At 44.7% G+C, this 16,915-nt stretch carries 13 protein-coding genes; 2 read left to right on the top strand and 11 right to left on the bottom strand.

The features are described 5' to 3' along the window. Positions 1–3: 3 nt before the first annotated feature. Together INT03_RS00535 and INT03_RS00530 are read right to left on the bottom strand one after the other, a co-directional pair. On the bottom strand, positions 4–1,953 hold the full coding sequence (locus INT03_RS00535; protein ID WP_226950260.1) for a MacB family efflux pump subunit: 1,950 nt from the start codon (positions 1,951–1,953) through the stop codon (positions 4–6). Between the two features lie 198 nt (positions 1,954–2,151). After that, a complete protein-coding gene (locus INT03_RS00530) occupies positions 2,152–3,492 on the bottom strand; it encodes an efflux RND transporter periplasmic adaptor subunit (RefSeq protein WP_193007147.1) in 1,341 nt (446 codons plus the stop codon). A gap of 241 nt (positions 3,493–3,733) precedes the next feature. Here INT03_RS00530 and INT03_RS00525 point away from each other — a divergent pair, with 241 nt between their 5' ends. After that, entirely contained in the window at positions 3,734–4,147 is a 414-nt protein-coding gene (locus INT03_RS00525) for an Imm63 family immunity protein (RefSeq protein WP_193007146.1), read from the top strand. On the opposite strand, the gene holA is transcribed toward INT03_RS00525, so the two are convergent. From holA to leuS, 3 genes are all read right to left on the bottom strand, one after another. Further along, positions 4,121–5,194 (bottom strand): DNA polymerase III subunit delta, encoded by a 1,074-nt coding sequence (holA, locus tag INT03_RS00520; protein WP_193007145.1) that lies wholly within the window; start codon positions 5,192–5,194, stop codon positions 4,121–4,123. The genes INT03_RS00525 and holA overlap by 27 nt on opposite strands. A 58-nt stretch (positions 5,195–5,252) precedes the next feature. Continuing rightward, complete coding sequence (locus INT03_RS00515) at positions 5,253–5,972, bottom strand: hypothetical protein (protein WP_226950252.1); 720 nt, start codon at positions 5,970–5,972, stop codon at positions 5,253–5,255. A gap of 73 nt (positions 5,973–6,045) precedes the next feature. Next, a complete protein-coding gene (leuS, locus tag INT03_RS00510; protein ID WP_193007144.1) occupies positions 6,046–8,733 on the bottom strand; it encodes a leucine--tRNA ligase in 2,688 nt (895 codons plus the stop codon). A 226-nt stretch (positions 8,734–8,959) separates the two neighbouring features. Between leuS and INT03_RS00505 the strand changes: the two genes are divergently transcribed. Continuing rightward, on the top strand, positions 8,960–9,331 hold the full coding sequence (locus tag INT03_RS00505; protein WP_193007143.1) for an arsenate reductase: 372 nt from the start codon (positions 8,960–8,962) through the stop codon (positions 9,329–9,331). Between the two features lie 31 nt (positions 9,332–9,362). On the opposite strand, the gene INT03_RS00500 is transcribed toward INT03_RS00505, so the two are convergent. The 6 genes from INT03_RS00500 to INT03_RS00475 all read right to left on the bottom strand — a co-directional run bounded on the left by INT03_RS00500 (position 9,363) and on the right by INT03_RS00475 (position 16,551). Continuing rightward, positions 9,363–9,596 carry a hypothetical protein gene (locus INT03_RS00500; protein WP_193007142.1) on the bottom strand — a complete coding sequence of 78 codons (234 nt, stop codon included), beginning with the start codon at positions 9,594–9,596 and terminating at the stop codon, positions 9,363–9,365. A 12-nt stretch (positions 9,597–9,608) separates the two neighbouring features. Then, on the bottom strand, positions 9,609–10,523 hold the full coding sequence (argB, locus tag INT03_RS00495) for an acetylglutamate kinase (protein WP_055124537.1): 915 nt from the start codon (positions 10,521–10,523) through the stop codon (positions 9,609–9,611). An 82-nt stretch (positions 10,524–10,605) separates the two neighbouring features. Then, positions 10,606–12,384, bottom strand: a complete 1,779-nt coding sequence (locus INT03_RS00490; protein ID WP_193007141.1) for a phosphomannomutase/phosphoglucomutase — start codon at positions 12,382–12,384, stop codon at positions 10,606–10,608. 90 nt (positions 12,385–12,474) lie between these two features. Continuing rightward, the gene (dut, locus tag INT03_RS00485) at positions 12,475–12,939 is read right to left on the bottom strand and encodes a dUTP diphosphatase (RefSeq protein ID WP_045444733.1); all 465 of its coding nucleotides are present in this window, start codon (positions 12,937–12,939) and stop codon (positions 12,475–12,477) included. Between the two features lie 62 nt (positions 12,940–13,001). Next, entirely contained in the window at positions 13,002–14,405 is a 1,404-nt protein-coding gene (gene mgtE / locus INT03_RS00480; protein ID WP_083475673.1) for a magnesium transporter, read from the bottom strand. A gap of 112 nt (positions 14,406–14,517) precedes the next feature. Next, positions 14,518–16,551 carry a UvrD-helicase domain-containing protein gene (locus tag INT03_RS00475; protein WP_060490569.1) on the bottom strand — a complete coding sequence of 678 codons (2,034 nt, stop codon included), beginning with the start codon at positions 16,549–16,551 and terminating at the stop codon, positions 14,518–14,520. Between the last annotated feature and the right edge of the window lie 364 nt (positions 16,552–16,915).

The following is a 16,915-nucleotide window of genomic DNA, read 5'->3' as shown; positions in this document are numbered from 1 at the left end:
GTTTTAGTCCCTAGACAGTGCTTCAACAGGATCTAATTTAGCAGCATTACGCGCTGGCAAGAATCCAAATACGACACCAATCAGTGTTGAACATATAAATGCAGCAATAATAGAAGTTGGTGAGTAAATTACTTTAAAGCTATCACCAGCAAAATTATTAATGATTTCACCAATAGCAAAGGCCAGTCCAATACCTAATAAGCCGCCCAAAATACAGACGAGTACGGCTTCTATCAAAAACTGCTGCATGATATCGTTTTGACGAGCCCCAACTGCCATACGTACCCCAATTTCATTAGTGCGTTCCGTGACCGATACTAGCATAATATTCATCACACCAATACCACCAACGATCAATGAGATAACAGCAACCGATGAGATGAGCAGTGTCATAGTACCTGTCGTTGATTCAATGGTCTGACGAATAGAATCTGAGTTAATAATATTAAAATCATCTTTACCATGGCGACCTTCTATTATGTCGGAAATAGCTGACTCAGCTACACTAGATGAGACACTATCATCTAACAGTGCTATAAAACTATCAATATTTGCACTACCAGTTATACGTGACATCACAGTGGTATAAGGCATATATATGACGGGTGTCGTGCTACTTGGTCCAAAGCCACTGTCGCTTTCCTCAAGGACGCCAACCACTCGTCCAGGCACACTACCGATGAGTATGACTTCTCCGATAGGGTTATCTATATCTGCAAAAAAAGCACTCTTGGCATTGTCATCGATAATAATATCTTGACTGCGAAGGTCGATACTTTGCGAATCGAAACCTTGACCTAATGCCAGCGTCTCACCAGTGACCTCTAGATAATACTCACCAACACCATTGATGGTCGAGTCTTCCTGCACGCTGCGATAGCGTACACTAGAGCTGGTATTGACTTGAGGGCTCACATTGATAACATACGGTTGACTGCTGACCGCTTCTGCATCTTCTGGTGTGAGGTTGTCGTCATTATATTTACGTCGCGGGTCGCCTCTAGGGTAGCCGTCATTCACTGTTATAGTATTGGTTCCTAGCGAGCTAATATTTGCGAGAATTTGCTGCTGAGAGCCTTGACCAAGACCAACGATAGACACAACCGCAGCGATACCGATGATAATACCTAACATAGTCAGCAAGGTGCGCATCTTGTGTGCACGCATGGCAAGTAAGGACATTTTAAAAGCTTCGAGCAAACGATCCACAAAGCTTCCGAAGGCACTTTTACGATGTCCACCGAGGATAGATGCTGGGTGTTGAGTTGTCGGTTTATAATGCTCAGTTTTGTAATCAGCAATGACGTAGCCATCTTTTAACTCAATAACTCGTTCGGCTTGGGCAGCAAGTTTGGGATCATGAGTGACCATAATGATGGTATGACCCTTAGCATTTAGATCATGTAAGATCGCCATCACGTCTTCGCCAGATTTGCTATCTAGTGCACCAGTTGGCTCATCAGCTAAGATGACATCGCCACCATTCATCAGAGCGCGAGCAACAGAAACACGCTGCTGTTGGCCGCCTGAGAGCTGGCTAGGACGATTATTTACCTTTTCACCAAGACCTAGATCGGTCAAGAGCTTTTCTGCGCGATTGATTCGTGCCTCAGTATTCATACCAGCATATACGGCAGGGACAGCGACATTGTCCTTAGCACTGATATCACCAAGCAGATGATAACGCTGAAAGATAAAGCCAAAATGCTCTCGGCGTAACTCAGCCAATTCATCTGCCTCTAGCTTGTTTGCTGATTGGCCATAAATCTTATAGTCACCTGCTGTCGCCTGATCTAAGCAACCCAAGATATTCATTAATGTAGACTTACCAGAGCCAGATTGCCCGATAATCGCGACCATTTCACCTTGATTAATCGTTAAATTAACTTCGTGCAATACGCGAATGGTTTGCTCGCCGGCAGCAAACTCTCGAATAATACCCGACAGCTCCATAATGGGCTTGTCAGCGGTAGCTGCAGTATTGATATTATTCGGTGAGTCGTTTTCTATCGAAGCGCTACTGCTGTCAGTCGGCTGTTTAGTAGATTGAGATATAGTCATAGCAATGTCTTTAATCAAAGATAGTGAGTGTCATGATGAAAGGGCCAAGGTTTTTCAGCCCCTCCATCGTTAACATAGTCAAAGAATTAATTACATCCTTGGAGTACCACCAGGTATACGAGTACGACCACCACCTTTACCTGAAGCATTGGCACTACCTTCGCCGATGATGACTTGCTCACCTTCCTTCACACCACTCAAAATTTGCGCATTTACTCGGTTATCAATGCCCACTTCTACTGTGCGAGGTTCTACTGTGCCGTCATCATTTAGTACGCGTACAACCTTGCTGGTTTTTGCTTGACCTTCAGTTTGATTTTTCGCGGGTCTTTCTTGTATGGCTGCTGATGGCACAAGCAACGCGTCTTTGGCTTGATCGATGATGATATAAATCTGGGCGGTCATATCAATACGAAATAATCGCTCAGGGTTAGCTACTTCTACGTAGCCAACATAGTAGATTGCAGAATCGGTTGAGCTGGTCTTGCTAATTTCCTCAGGTGCCGGCTCAATAGCTGTCAGTGTCGCATCATACTGCTTGTCTGGATTACCGATGATATTAAAGTAGGCGGGCATACCAGCATTGACATTGATAACATCGGCTTCGGAGATTTGTGCGTTGATTCTAACAGTAGACAAATCTGCTAAGGTTACGATGGTCGGGGCTGTTTGATTGGCATTGACCGTCGTGCCTTGCTCTGTGGTCACTGAGACGACAGTACCTGATATTGGCGCGCGAATCGTTGTATAGCTAAGGTCTTCTTGAGCCGTTGCGACATTGGTTTGAGACTTTCGTAATGCTGCTTGTTGGCTATTAATGTTTGCAGTGGCTGTTGCAATGGCGGCTTGTGCCGTATCAATAGCAGCGCGTGCATTGGCAACGGCTGCTTTTGCTGTCTCGACACTGGTCGCCTGCGTGTCATATTCTTGTTGTGAGATAGCATCGATAGCGACTAAGTCTTGCAAACGCGCAAAGTCAGACTGTGCTTGTTTGAGCTCAGACTGACGGCTGGCAAGATCAGCATAGGCACTTTTTAGACTGGCTTGTTTGCTCAACGATTCTGCTTGCGCACTTTGTAGCGCGGCTTCGCTTTGCTCAAGACTGGCTTGTTCATTGCTCAGGCTGTTCTTCTGAGTCACTTGATCAATCTGCGCAATCAAATCGCCTTGCTTGACTTCGTCACCGACTTCAACGTACAGGCGTTTTACTTCACCAGATACCTGTGCCCCTACATCGACGGTATTTAACGCTTTTACTTTACCAGATGCCATGACATTGTTTTCGATATCACCAACCTCAACAGGTGCGGTTAAATAACTGGGTTTTTCTTCCTCTGGTTTTAAAAAAGTATAGGCCAAAGCCCCTAATGCTACGATGATTAAGGCGATGACACCCCATTTGATAGCAGACTTTTTGCTTATTTTGCGCATAACAACAATCCAGTCACAATGAAATCAAGTGTACATATAGTAGAGGCTTGAAGTCCAAAAGGGAATGGTAATTAGTTTAAGAAAGGTTAAGGTGGTTTTGTAAAAAAAATAATCATCTGAACGTAAGTTAGGATAGTAAAGTTATTCATATTGAAACAAGGATTTTATGATGCTAAATCATCAGCAAGTTCAAGATATAGTTAATGATTATGGTAGAAAAATAGGGTAGAGTACCAATGATGTGATCTTAAGAAAAAAGCCATCTGGATTCGGGGAACCACATTTAGAGATAAGTGATGACTATTACCATTATGTAGTATGTGAACGAGGTAGCGAACTCACTAGAAAGTCTTCTTGGGACGTAGATGATTTTATCTATAGGTTTTTTGAGACTACAACTTCTATGATAGCGAGTGAGTATCAACAGCAAAACACTGTCATCGGTGAGGATCAAAGAATAATTTGCTTTCATAAACAAATCGAACTTATGACTAAATTAAGCGATGAGTGGGGTAAAAGAAAAGAGGCTGATATAGCAGAAACTTTAAAAAACTTTCCTTATTCAGTTAATAACAGAACTTACGATAAGAAAACTTGGCTAAATAAGTTATTGAATTTTTTCAACCAATCAAACGGCAAACAGCCGCTTACCTGATAACTCAAGCGCTGCCTGCAATAATAACTCCCACGCTGGCTGACGCACGAGTCCTTTGATGGCTTGGTCACATTTATAAAGCAGGGCAGGCCATTCAGCCGTTTGAGTTTTTGACTGGCGACGGCATGCTTGCTGGTACAACCCTTGTTTGCTACGCCAAATGCCTAGGCTTTGTGGGTCTTGCCCATCCATCAATTGCATAATTTGCCGCATGTCTTTACTAACCGCCCATAATACCAAGGTGGTTGGCTCGTCGGTGGCTTTCAGCTGAAACATGATTTTGGCGACTTGCGTACTGTTACCGGCAAGCATGGCATCCGATAAATCAAAGACGCTAAATTGTGCGTCACTGACCAACGCGGCTTGTAGATCCTTAATGTCTAAGGCAACATTGTTTGGCAGTTGTGTAGAGTGATCTGCCTGTTGACTAGCCTCAATATTCTTAGCGACTAGCTGCGGCGCAAATAAGTAGGAGAGCCGCCATAAGGTCTGATAAGCGCTTAGCAGATGGTGCTCAGTATGCGACATAAGCAGCTGCCAGGCTTCTTGCGATAGCCGTAAGCCAAACTGCTGAGCTTGTATTTGCAATAGCTGCTGTCGTTGCTGCTCATTATATAAATTGCAATCAATGACATGACCATATTGAGCAAATGGCGCAAACCACTTGCTGCTTTGCGCTCGTTTGTCTTGCTTGGGCGTGAGCCATAATAAACTATGACTGTGCGTCCCTGTTTGAGCTTCAACGGCAAAGCGCTCAAGCTCAGTGATAACGGCCTTGTCAGGCTTATGGTTACCCGTCACGATGAGTGCACTGGCATCATCAAATAAAGACTGGCTACCAAGCTCTGACAATACTTCTTGCCAGCTCTTGACTGATATCAGCTCAATACGCTTAATCGCGTAATTCTGCGCGCGCCAATGTGGTCGCAGGGCATCGATGAGCCATTGACTGAGTAGTGGCTCATCACCATGCGCCAGCCACAAGCCCGCGACTGCAACGGAAGGCTGTAGTAGCTTTGGATAGGCTTGTATAAAGGTATCTTGCATAGGGTAATAAGTACACAGATTGATGAAAATAAACGTGGAATATGTTGCGCATTATAAATTATGGGTTTGGCACCACCACCGCGATCGACGTTGAGCCATTACCGCTTTGCACAGATTGTCTGACTCCAGAAGAGCTGACCTTAGGTAGGGAGATGGCGACATATTGATCAGTAATTCGGCGTGCCAAACTATCATAGAGCCAGTCACGAATTTGATCGCCTTGCTGATCATCAGTGCTCACCGATGCTTCATTATATTGATAGCTACGCTCGACTTGGATAGGGTTGCTTAGCGTAATTGGTTTGCCATTTTCCATCGTCTGATAGCTGACATCTGCTGAAAGTACCAAGCGTATCTCTGTCAAGACACCGACCAGCTCATAACGCTTAAAACGGACATTATTGATGGTGATAGCGGCAATGGGTTCAGCACTTGCTTGTTTGTTATTGTTCGCAACATCAGCTGCTGTCATGTTGTCAATGACATCAACACCTAAAGTTTTTAGGCGTCTTGTCAATGGCAGCTTAAGCGGAAATGAAGTGCGATTGTCTTCGAGAATCACGGCTGTTTTGGCGACATCAAGCAGCATTGGTGCGTCATAGCCACGTAATTGAAAGCCGCAGCCACTAATAGCTGCCGTTGCACCTAGTAGCGCAAACAGTGGCAGGGCGGTCAGAAAAGCCGCCGCCAGTTTTTGTCCGCTTGATTTTTTGGCAAAAGCGTCTTTTTTGCTTAAGCTGGCTTTGGGTGACTGACCTGCTCGATATTTATACGACATAATCGCTATCCTAATATTATAAAAAGGCTCAGACTAATCATTAAACTAATAAAAAGTACTGAGCCTAAAAAATCTAGCCTACCACCACGATGTTTACCAGCTTATTAGGGACGACGATTTCTTTTTTGATGTCGCCAGTCAAGAATTTTGCCACACTTTCCATTGAACGTGCTTGTGCTTTTAGCTGTTCTGGATCGCTATTTGGGGCTACGTCCATTTTACCGCGCATTTTACCATTGACCTGTACCACCATCGTGATCATATCTTGTACCAGAGCGCTTTTATCAACTTCTGGATAATTCAAGGTAATGGTATCTAAACCCAATTGCTCAAGTAAATGTTCACCAATGTGCGGCGCATATACGGATAGCATAATCAGCAGATCCGTCAATGCCTCATGCTGTACCTGTAGGTCTTGCTTGCTATTGGCCTTAAAGCCAGTCAGCTCGTTGGCAAGCTCCATCAAACTTGATACAGGCGTGTTCAATGCCAAACGATCACCCAAATCACTATCGATTTTAGCAATGGTTTCATGAGTTTTACGGCGCAAGTTTTTGGCTTCTTTGCTTAAGCCCTCAGTGCTCAAAGCTTCATTGTTCAGCGTCTCGATACTTAGGTTCGCGGCAGTAAGCGCATGCATGTGTTCAGTAGCAATACGCCATACTTTTTTGACGAAGTTATAAGGGCCTTTGAGCGCATCATCTGACCATTCTAGCGTTTGATCCGCAGGCGCGGTGAAGAGCGTATAGAGACGAACGGTATCAGCGCCGTATTTATCGATGGTAATTTGCGGATCGACACCGTTATTTTTTGACTTAGACATTTTTTCGATTTTGCCAATGGTCACGGGCTGCCCATCAGATTTTAAGATGGCTTTAATCGGTTGACCACGTTCGTCATAGTCGATATCAATGTCTTCTGCAAAGTAGTACGTGGTACTGCCATCCGCATTTAGGCGATAGAATGTCCCTGCCAATACCATGCCTTGCGTCATCAAATTAGCAAACGGCTCATTTCCTGACACCAAGTCTTCATCACGCATCAGTTTATGGAAGAAGCGTGCATAAAGTAGATGCATCACCGCATGCTCAACACCGCCGATGTATTGATCGACAGGCAGCCACTTATTGGCGGCAGATTTATTGACCATGCTTTGCGCATCATTTGGGCTTGCAAAGCGTGCATAGTACCAGCTTGACTCCACAAAGGTGTCAAAGGTATCGGTTTCGCGCTCAGCAGGATTACCGCATTTAGGACATGTCGTATTGACAAACTCTGGAATGTTTTTTAACGGATTTCCGCGACCATCAGGAACGACATCAGTCGGCAAGACAACGGGCAAATCTTGCTCTTCGACAGGTACGGTACCGCAATGCTCACAGTTAACCATTGGGATAGGACAGCCCCAATAACGCTGGCGAGAAACACCCCAATCACGGAGACGGTATTGGATTTTTTTCTTAGCAAGCTCTTGTGGTTCTAGTTTGGTCAGCATCGCTTCAAATGCTTGCTCAAAGTCTAACCCATCAAATTCGCCTGAATTGATCAAAGTATTGCGTTCGGCATAAGCACGATTAATCTCAGTATCGTTCGCCTTTGCATCTGCTTCTAACGCATCGAAATAGCCGACAGGGATATCGATGACTTGTTTGATGGGTAAGCTGTATTTAATCGCAAATTCATAATCACGCTCATCATGAGCAGGGACAGCCATCACCGCGCCTGAGCCGTAGCTCATAAGCACATAGTTGGCAACCCATACTGGCACTTCTTCGCCAGTGAGTGGATGCGTGACCGTAAGACCAGTAGCCATGCCGATTTTTTCAGCTTTAGCTAGGTCTGCTTCTGCAACTGAGCCTTTTTTGCAAAGCGCACAGAATTGCGCAATCGCTTCATCATGCTCAGCCGCATACTGCGCTAGCGGATGTTCGGCTGCGACCGCCACATAAGTCACACCCATCAAAGTATCAGGGCGAGTAGTGAACACATCTAACGTATTGGTCTCGCCAGCAAGCTCATAAGGGAAGTGTACTTCCATGCCTGCGCTACGACCAATCCAGTTGCGCTGCATGGTCAATACTTCTGATGGCCAGTGACCTTCTAATTGGTCTAAGTCATCGAGCAATTCGTCAGCATAGTCAGTGATGTTGAAGTAATACATCGGAATGTCGCGCTTTTCGACCGCAGCGCCACTACGCCAGCCTTTACCATCGATGACTTGCTCGTTAGCTAAGACGGTATTATCAACAGGATCCCAGTTGACTGTTGACAGTTTTTTGTAGACCAAGCCTTTTTTGTATAGCTGTAAAAACAACCATTGCTCCCACTGATAATACTCAGGGCTGCAAGTGGCGAATTCACGTGACCAGTCAATAGACAAACCCAGTAATTTAAGCTGCGCGCGCATGCTGTCAATATTGGCAAACGTCCATTTAGCAGGTGGCGTCTGATTGGCAATCGCCGCATTTTCTGCTGGCAAGCCAAAACCATCCCAGCCCATAGGCTGCATGACTTCATAGCCCTTGAGGCGATAGTAACGGCTCAGTACATCAGAAATCGTATAGTTACGCACGTGACCCATATGCAGCTTACCGCTTGGGTAAGGGAACATCGACAGCATATAGCGACTTGGCTTATCGCTTGGCTCATTGCTCACTTCAAAGCGTTTGTCAGTTGCCCATTTGGCTTGCTGCGCCGCTTCTATCGCTTGTGGGTTATAATGATTGTTTTCAGCTTGGTCAGATGTCACAGTATTGCTCATAGTTGGCTCGAGATTGATTAATACGAATAAATTGGGTGAAATTTCACAATGCCATAGCATAGCGTAATTTGGCAAAAATTGCGACGATATGATAGGGCGTTTACGCATGACGAAGAATACAAATTCGAAAATTTGAGCGGGTTTTTAATGTTTTGGTTATCTTAAACCAAATACCCATAGGCTTAGGTATAATAAACAGAATAATGATCATTGATTTGGAGTTTTTATGACCATCACTATTTACGGTATCAAATCGTGCAGCACCATGAAAAAAGCCTTTACCAAACTAGACGAGCTAGGTGTCAGTTATGAATTTCATGATTATAAAAAACAAGGTATCGATAAAGATAGCGTTCAGCGTTGGGTAGATAAATTAGGCATCGATAAAGTGCTTAATAAACGCGGTACGACATGGCGAAAACTAGACGACAGTCAAAAGCAAGCGGCTGATGCTAGTCTAGATAACGCCATTGATTTGCTCGTAGAAAATACCAGTATGATTAAGCGTCCGATAGTTGAAGGTGAGCTGACTGATAAAAATAAGAATATATTACTATGCGGCTTTGACGAAGCCGAGTTTGATAAAGTTTTTTCGTAAAAGAATACGGCTACCATCAATGAAGCCCGAGCTAAAAACCTCTTAGCTCGGGCTTTATAACACCTAAAAGAAACCAAATCACACTTGCGAGCCATATAAGCAAGACGTAAAAGCGAATTTGTTCAGCATTCCAATCTAGTGCAAACCATTCAATGAGGAAAAATGACTTCCACCCTTCTATCCATTTTGCGCCACCATAGCCAATAATCCACCAGCAATACAAGCTTTCTAAGATAAAAAGTAGACACCAGAGCCACAATGCCATGATTTACTCCTGCTACTCGGCCAATGATGAGCCTAAATCACGACTGATTAATGTACCAACCCCTTCGTTGGTGAAAATCTCTAACAGTGTGGCATGAGGCACGCGACCATCGACGATCACCGCGCTTTTTACGCCGCTACGTACCGCATCAAGTGCACATTGGATTTTGGGAATCATACCGCCTGAGATAGTGCCATCTTCAATGAGGCTGTCGACTTTCTTTGGCGTGAGTCCAGTCACGACTTCGCCGTCACGACCCAGCACACCTTTGATATTGGTTAGAAGCATGAGCTTTTCAGCTTGTAAAAATTCCGCTACTTTACCTGCAACCAAGTCGGCATTGATATTGTACGTATTGCCTTCGCTATCGACCCCAAGCGGCGCGATGACGGGAATGAAGTCAGAGGCAATGAGCATGTTAATCACGTCTTTGTTGACACTGACCACATCACCGACAAACCCTAAATCGACAGGCACAGCAATTCCATCTGCGCCAATTTTTTCCATCATCAGTTTTTTGGCTAGGATTAAATTGGCATCTTTACCCGTCAAACCGATAGCGCGGCCACCGTGCTTGTTGATTAAGCTAACAATAGATTTGTTGACGCTACCACCCAAGACCATCTCGACGATATCCATGGTGCTTTTATCGGTGACACGCATACCATCGATACGGTCTGACTGACGCCCCAACTCTTTTAATAAATTATCCACTTGTGGACCACCGCCATGCACGACCACGGGATGAATGCCAACGGTTTTTAACAAAACGATGTCGCGGGCAAATGAGCTCTCAAGCGCAGGATCCGTCATCGCATTGCCGCCGTATTTGACCACGATAAGCTTATCGACAAAGCGCTGGATATAAGGCAGCGCTGTGGTCAATACTTCAGCAGTGTTTTTGGCATCATCTAAATTAAGCGTCATTATAAACTCCTAAGTTATGGTATTAAAAAGTCATATTTTTATTTGACAGCAACTACTTTAACGGTAACTATTTTGCTCAAAACTATTCGGCAGGAATAGCGACAATTTGTTCCGCCAGTTTTTTATCAAATGGGAGACATAAAGCGGCAAATTTTGCTTGAATGTCACGTAAGTCTTCTATGCTATCACCAGCAAAGCGTGCGGTAAGATTGTGACTGGTATTTGATTGGCGGAGCACCCCAAAACCATGGTCGAAATCCAAACGCACGCCATCAATACAGCTCAGCTTTGTCCCCACTGGCAATAAGCATTTGGCTTGCTTGGACGTCATATATTGCCGACTCATCGAATAACGGCAAAGCGATGGCTGGCTAGTAGCTATCCAATGATCAGCAGAATCTTCTGCTACAGTCGCTTCTACGAGTTGGCGTAAATACTGACAAAATTTAGTCAGCTGTACGACGATAGCATCGTCTTTCTTAAGGGTTTTAGGCATCGGCAAATAATGATCCGCCGTACTGACCATAGCAGGCAATTGCTCTGTAATATCAGTCAGAGATTTCTTACCCTGAGCATCGTAAGCCGCTAGCCAATGCAGCAATCGCAAGGCCGCGTACATGGCGTCATCATAAATAATAAAACGGCTATCGTTAAATATGAAATGCCCTGACAATTCACCTGCAAAGACAATTTGACCAGCAGAATGCTGCATCTGTCGGCGCATAAAGCTGCTGCCCGTTTTACTGAGCACAGGTGTTGCGCCAAGCTCAGACAAGAGATTCGGTAGATGATGGGAGCATTTGATATCAAAAAGGATTTGAGAGGGCAGTTGTGAATGGACTGGGCCTTTAGAACACAGCGTTTCAGGGTGTTCAGTCAGCGCCACTTGCGCCAATAAATATAGCAAGTGATCGGGCGTGACAACTTTACCGCTATTATCGACGATCATTAAGCGATCGCCATCGCCATCAAAAGCGAGACCTATATCTGCTTGATGTTGACGCACACTTCGCTGTAATTGTTTAAGACGGTGTGGTTCAGTGGGATCAGGATTGCCAGAGGGAAAACTGCCATCTGCGATGTCATTAATCATGATGACCTGCTGGCAAAAATGCTCAAATAAACGCTGGGCGATATTACTGGTCGCCCCATGCATGCAGTCTATGACGACCACCACATCAAGGGTGCCAGATGGTTGTTGGTTATTTTTGAGAAGTGGTTTATTACAGGGATGGATTTGCTTAAAGACTTGAGCGATAGCCTCAATATAAGTCGCCTCAACTTGTGCATCGGATAAATTGAACGGTTGATTGCAAATAGACTTAGCAGTTGTATTTTTCAGCGTATTTTGAGCATCAACCTGTGTTTGAGCGTGATTGAGGTGGCAAGCATAGTTAGCCCGTGTTTTTTGCCAAAGCAACTGAATCTCTGCATGGCTCGGAGATTGATGGTTGACCAACCATTTGATACCTAAAATGTCTTTAGCAGAATGACTGGCGGTGACGATAATGCCATGACCCGAGTATTGCTCTGCCCAAAAAACCATCATGGGCGTAGTAACAAGACCTAATTGAATGACTTGTAAGCCATATCCAGTCAGTATATTAGCCAATCTCTGAGCGATAATATCACTACCGAGACGCACATCATAACCAAGCACAATGATGGTTCTTTTAAGGTCGATACTTGGTTTTGTTAGGCAGGCTTTGGCAGGAGCTGCGGTTGAGTTGCAATCTGCGACACTATAAAGCTGAGCAAATGCCTTGCCCAATGCCTGAATAAAGTCAGTGGTAAAATGCTGGCGTGAACCACGAATATCATAAGCACGAAATAAGCATTGCTGCGCAGCAAAAGACGGCATCGCTTATTCTCCTTATGGCGTGATTCACGTGCTGGTGATTTTGTGATGACTAAAATACAATTAAAATGGCAAATCAGTAATGATAACTAATTACTGGCGGCCTGAATGTCCAAAGCCGCCTGCACCGCGTGCACTGGTATCACTAAACTCTGACACCACTTCAAACTCAGGGCGGGCAACGGGTACGACGACATATTGTGCCATACGTTCCGCAGGATTCAACACAAAGTCTTCATTACTACGATTCCAAATACTGACCATCAGCTCACCTTGATAATCGGCATCAATTAAGCCAACTAAATTACCCAAGACGATACCGTGCTTATGACCAAGACCTGAGCGCGGTAAAATCATCCCTGCAAAGTTAGGGTCTTGGATATAAACCGCCAAACCAGTACCAATTAAATGTGTGGCACCTGCTTTAATCGTCAATGGCTCATCAATACAAGCGCGCAAGTCGATACCAGCGCTGCCATCAGTGGCGCGTGTCGGTAACGAGAACGCTTTATCTTCAGTAATTTTAGGGTTTAATACTTTAACTTGTACAGCTTGCATAACGCACTCACTTAACGGTTGGATAGTTTCTAAATAATATTGTTTGAACGTTGGCTATGTGATTATAGTATCAACACACTCGCCAAACCCAAGAATGACATAAAGCCGACGATATCCGTCACGGTGGTTAAGATAACCGAGGCGGATAGGGCAGGGTCAATATTCATGCGTTTTAGGAGCAGTGGAATACTAATACCTGAAACGTTAGCAGCAGTCATATTGATGGCAATGGCAAAACCAATGACGGCGCTAATTTTAATGTCATGAAACCATAGTTGGGCAATAATCGCCATGATTATCGCCCATATGATACCGTTTATCGCGCCAACCCACAGCTCTTTATTTAATAACCACAAACGGTTGGAACCACCGATTTGACCCATCGCCATACCGCGAATAACCACTGTCAGAGTTTGCGACCCAGCAATACCGCCCATACTCGCAACCACAGGCATGAGTATCGCCAGCGCCACCACTTTTGCCAGTACCGCCTCAAACTGACCAATCACAGCCGCAGCCAGTAAGGCGGTACACAGGTTAATGCCTAGCCAAATACTGCGGCTTTTGGCACTGGTTAAAATAGGCGCAAACAGCTCTTCATCTTGGCTGACACCCGCGAGGTTTTTCATGGTGCTATCGACATCATCTTGGATAATTTCCATGATGTCCTCGCCATTTAACTGACCGACCAACTCACCATGGCTATTAATAACGGGGGCAAAACGAATGTCCTCTGAGCGGAAAATCGCCGCGGCATCTTGGATGTCTAAGCGATCATTAATGGTGATGGCGTTATCAATCAATTCTGAGACTAAAGTAGTTTGATCATGTTTAATCAAATCGACCAAACTGAGCAGCCCGAGTAATTGTTGGCTTTGATCGACGACCAGCAGCTCTTGGCTTTCATCATCGAGCAAATCGTCATTTTCTCGTAGCCAGTTCTGTACTTCTGCAAGGGTGATATCATCCCTGATCTGAATGAGGTCAGGATCCATATAACGACCGACTTCCCAGTCAGCATAGGTATCGAGCTTATTGACCTGTACTCGGATGTCTTCATCCAAGGTTGCCATCACCGAGGTACGCACACTTTCGGTGACGGTGTCTAAAATCTCAGAGATGTCTTGCGCATCAAGGTCTTGGGTAAATAAGGAAATATCTTTCGATGAGACGTTTTCTAACAGCGGTTGGCGTGTATCAAACTCTAACTCGGCAAGCACTTCGCCTTTGATGTTTTCTGGTACTTGTGCCCAAATCAATAAGCGATTTTGGCTAGGGAACGATTCTAATAGGCTCGCAATCTCATATTTGGACTGCTTTTCTAAAAACTCAGTAATCGCCTCGTATGCCTTGTCAGCAACCAAACTTTGCAGGTATAGAAGCTTATATTCGCCGCTATACTCTGCTGGATTGTAATCTCCCTGTAGCGTAGATGGTCGTTCCTGATCAGGCATAGGGGTAGGCATAAAGGTTCCAAAGTTTTTAGAAAGTATAAATAATAACAAACACTAAGATGTCGAATAAGTGCTAATTTCTCATGTCGCTAACTGCTGATGCTATCAAGCGTTGAGCCTAACGCTAACGATTACCCAATAAAGCGCGAATATTAGCCAAGTATTCATCAGCAACGGCTTCTGGGTCTTTAGTCGCTTTTTTCTTTTTCGCCTTGGCTGGCCAGTCGATATGCTCTTCTGGTAACTCATCTAAGAAGCGCGATTCAGAAGTGACACGCATCTGACCGCCCGCACGGCGCTGAGTCGCTAACGTCAATGTCAGCTCTCGACGCGCACGAGTAATGCCGACATACATCAAGCGCCGTTCTTCTTCGACCGTCTCGCTTAGGATAGAGTTGCGGTGCGGTAGCATTTCTTCCTCAAGACCCATGATATACACAAAATCAAATTCCAAACCTTTTGCTGCATGCAAGGTCATCAAGTTAACCTTGTTGGTGTTTTCTTCTTCTTGCTGTTGCTCGAGCATATCCAGCAACACCAGCTTACGAATGATGGTATCAATGGTGCGATCTTCGTCTTCTTCGGCCCGATTAATCAGTGATTGAATACTAGTGTAGAGCATATCAATATTATCGATACGGTTTTTTTCTTGTTGCGGGGTTTTGGCGTCGCTACGCACAAAGTCGATATAACCCGTTTCATCAATCATTTGGCGGACGATAGGTACAGGGTCAGGATGCTGATCCAGCTCACGCGTATAATGTTCAATAAATTCACCGAACTCTTTTATCGTACCATAAGCCTTCGACGGTAAAACATGCGCGAGCCCTGCGTGTGTACAAGAAGCGAGTAGCGAGATGCTATGCTCTTGTGAAAATAAGCCTAACTTCTCTAGCGTTGCTGGCCCCATTCCACGCTTAGGCGTATTGATAATACGTAAAAACGCACTGTCGTCTTCAGGGTTCAGAATCAAACGCAGATAGCCCATGATGTCTTTAATTTCACTACGCGCAAAGAACGACTGACCACCCGATAATTTATAAGGCACTTGCAGTTGACGCAACTGCGCTTCTAGCATGCGCGCCTGAAAGTTACTGCGATAAAGAACGGCATATTGCTCCCACTCATTACCGAAACGCAGTTTATGAGTGACAATCTCTTTTGCCACACGCTCAGACTCATCATCATCATTGCGGCAGTTAATAATACGAATTTTTTCACCTTGACCTTTATCTGACCAGAGTTTCTTTTCAAATAAATGCTCGTTATTGGTAATAACGGCATTGGCAGAGGTCAAAATACGCGTGGTCGAGCGATAGTTTTGCTCAAGCATGACGATTTTGAGTTTTGGGAAATCTTCTTTGAGTAGCGCCATGTTTTCAGGTTTTGCACCGCGCCACGCATAGATTGATTGATCGTCATCGCCCACGACGGTAAAACGCCCTTGCGGTCCGACTAAGTATTTAATCATCTCATACTGGGCGGTGTTGGTATCTTGATATTCATCGACGAGCAAGTAACGAATACGGTTTTGCCATTTATCACGCAGCTCTCTGTTTTCACGTAATATCTTGGTTGGCAGGACAATCAAATCATCGAAATCAACGGCGTTATAAGCACGCAGATTGCGCTCGTATAATGCATACAAGGTCGCGAAGATCATGTCTTCTGGATCGTCTAAGGTTTCCATCGCCTTATCAGGTTCAATCAGATCGTTTTTCCAGTCAGAAATCATTTTAATGGCTTTACCGACCAATTCACGACTTTCAGCGCCGCTTAAATTGTCACGCATCATCAGCTCCATCAGTAAACGCTTACTGTCGTCGCTGTCCATGATGGAGAAGTTACCTTTGAGCGGGGTATGAATCAGCTCATAACGCAAAAACTGTAGCCCAAATTGGTGAAAGGTAGACACCGTCAGCCCGCGAGTTTTTTCACTCGGCAGCAATTTACTGACACGGGCTTTCATCTCGCGCGCCGCTTTATTGGTAAAGGTCACTGCGGTAATGCGCTCGGCTGGCATGTTGCATTCTTCGATTAGATACGCAATCTTGCGGGTAATCACCGATGTCTTACCGGAGCCGGCACCTGCTAGCACAAGCAATGGACCGGATACGTAGAGCATCGCTTCTTGTTGTTTGGGATTAAGTTGACTCATAAGGTGACCTGTAAGACAAAAGCAAAAAGAAAGCAAAAAAGGCGAGTGTTGATATCAAGCGTTGCTCAGTGAGATAAAAACGGCACGTATGAGGCAGATCGATAGCGCAAGACGGCAACATAGCATTATAGCTTGTTGCATCATATCGATATCAAAACATAGCGTCGATAAGGTTAATCAACCTATCCGCTAATCACGCTCATGACCATTAATATTTTGTGACAATTAATCAAGAGAGCCATCGTTAAAACAGCCGCTGATACTAGCATGCAATTAGGCGGGTTATTATAAAGCAAAAACCGTCACATTGGGGAGGAGTTCAAGGATCGGCACCCAGTAAAAAAGCGTTAATTTTTCGTGACTT

The sequence above is a fragment of the Psychrobacter sp. PG1 genome (assembly GCF_014897815.1).
GTDB lineage: Bacteria > Pseudomonadota > Gammaproteobacteria > Pseudomonadales > Moraxellaceae > Psychrobacter.
Note: the sequence above shows the minus strand (reverse complement) of the source record. Positions and strands in the feature narration are given on the sequence as shown.

Coding starts and splice junctions, on each gene's coding strand:
- INT03_RS00535 (WP_226950260.1), bottom strand. CDS start 1,953: ATGGAGCTGTCGGGTATTATTCGAGAGTTTGCTGCCGGCGAGCAAACC.
- INT03_RS00530 (WP_193007147.1), bottom strand. CDS start 3,492: ATGCGCAAAATAAGCAAAAAGTCTGCTATCAAATGGGGTGTCATCGCC.
- holA (WP_193007145.1), bottom strand. CDS start 5,194: ATGCAAGATACCTTTATACAAGCCTATCCAAAGCTACTACAGCCTTCC.
- INT03_RS00515 (WP_226950252.1), bottom strand. CDS start 5,972: ATGTCGTATAAATATCGAGCAGGTCAGTCACCCAAAGCCAGCTTAAGC.
- leuS (WP_193007144.1), bottom strand. CDS start 8,733: ATGAGCAATACTGTGACATCTGACCAAGCTGAAAACAATCATTATAAC.
- INT03_RS00505 (WP_193007143.1), top strand. CDS start 8,960: ATGACCATCACTATTTACGGTATCAAATCGTGCAGCACCATGAAAAAA.
- INT03_RS00500 (WP_193007142.1), bottom strand. CDS start 9,596: ATGGCATTGTGGCTCTGGTGTCTACTTTTTATCTTAGAAAGCTTGTAT.
- argB (WP_055124537.1), bottom strand. CDS start 10,523: ATGACGCTTAATTTAGATGATGCCAAAAACACTGCTGAAGTATTGACC.
- INT03_RS00490 (WP_193007141.1), bottom strand. CDS start 12,384: ATGCCGTCTTTTGCTGCGCAGCAATGCTTATTTCGTGCTTATGATATT.
- dut (WP_045444733.1), bottom strand. CDS start 12,939: ATGCAAGCTGTACAAGTTAAAGTATTAAACCCTAAAATTACTGAAGAT.
- mgtE (WP_083475673.1), bottom strand. CDS start 14,405: ATGCCTACCCCTATGCCTGATCAGGAACGACCATCTACGCTACAGGGA.
- INT03_RS00475 (WP_060490569.1), bottom strand. CDS start 16,551: ATGAGTCAACTTAATCCCAAACAACAAGAAGCGATGCTCTACGTATCC.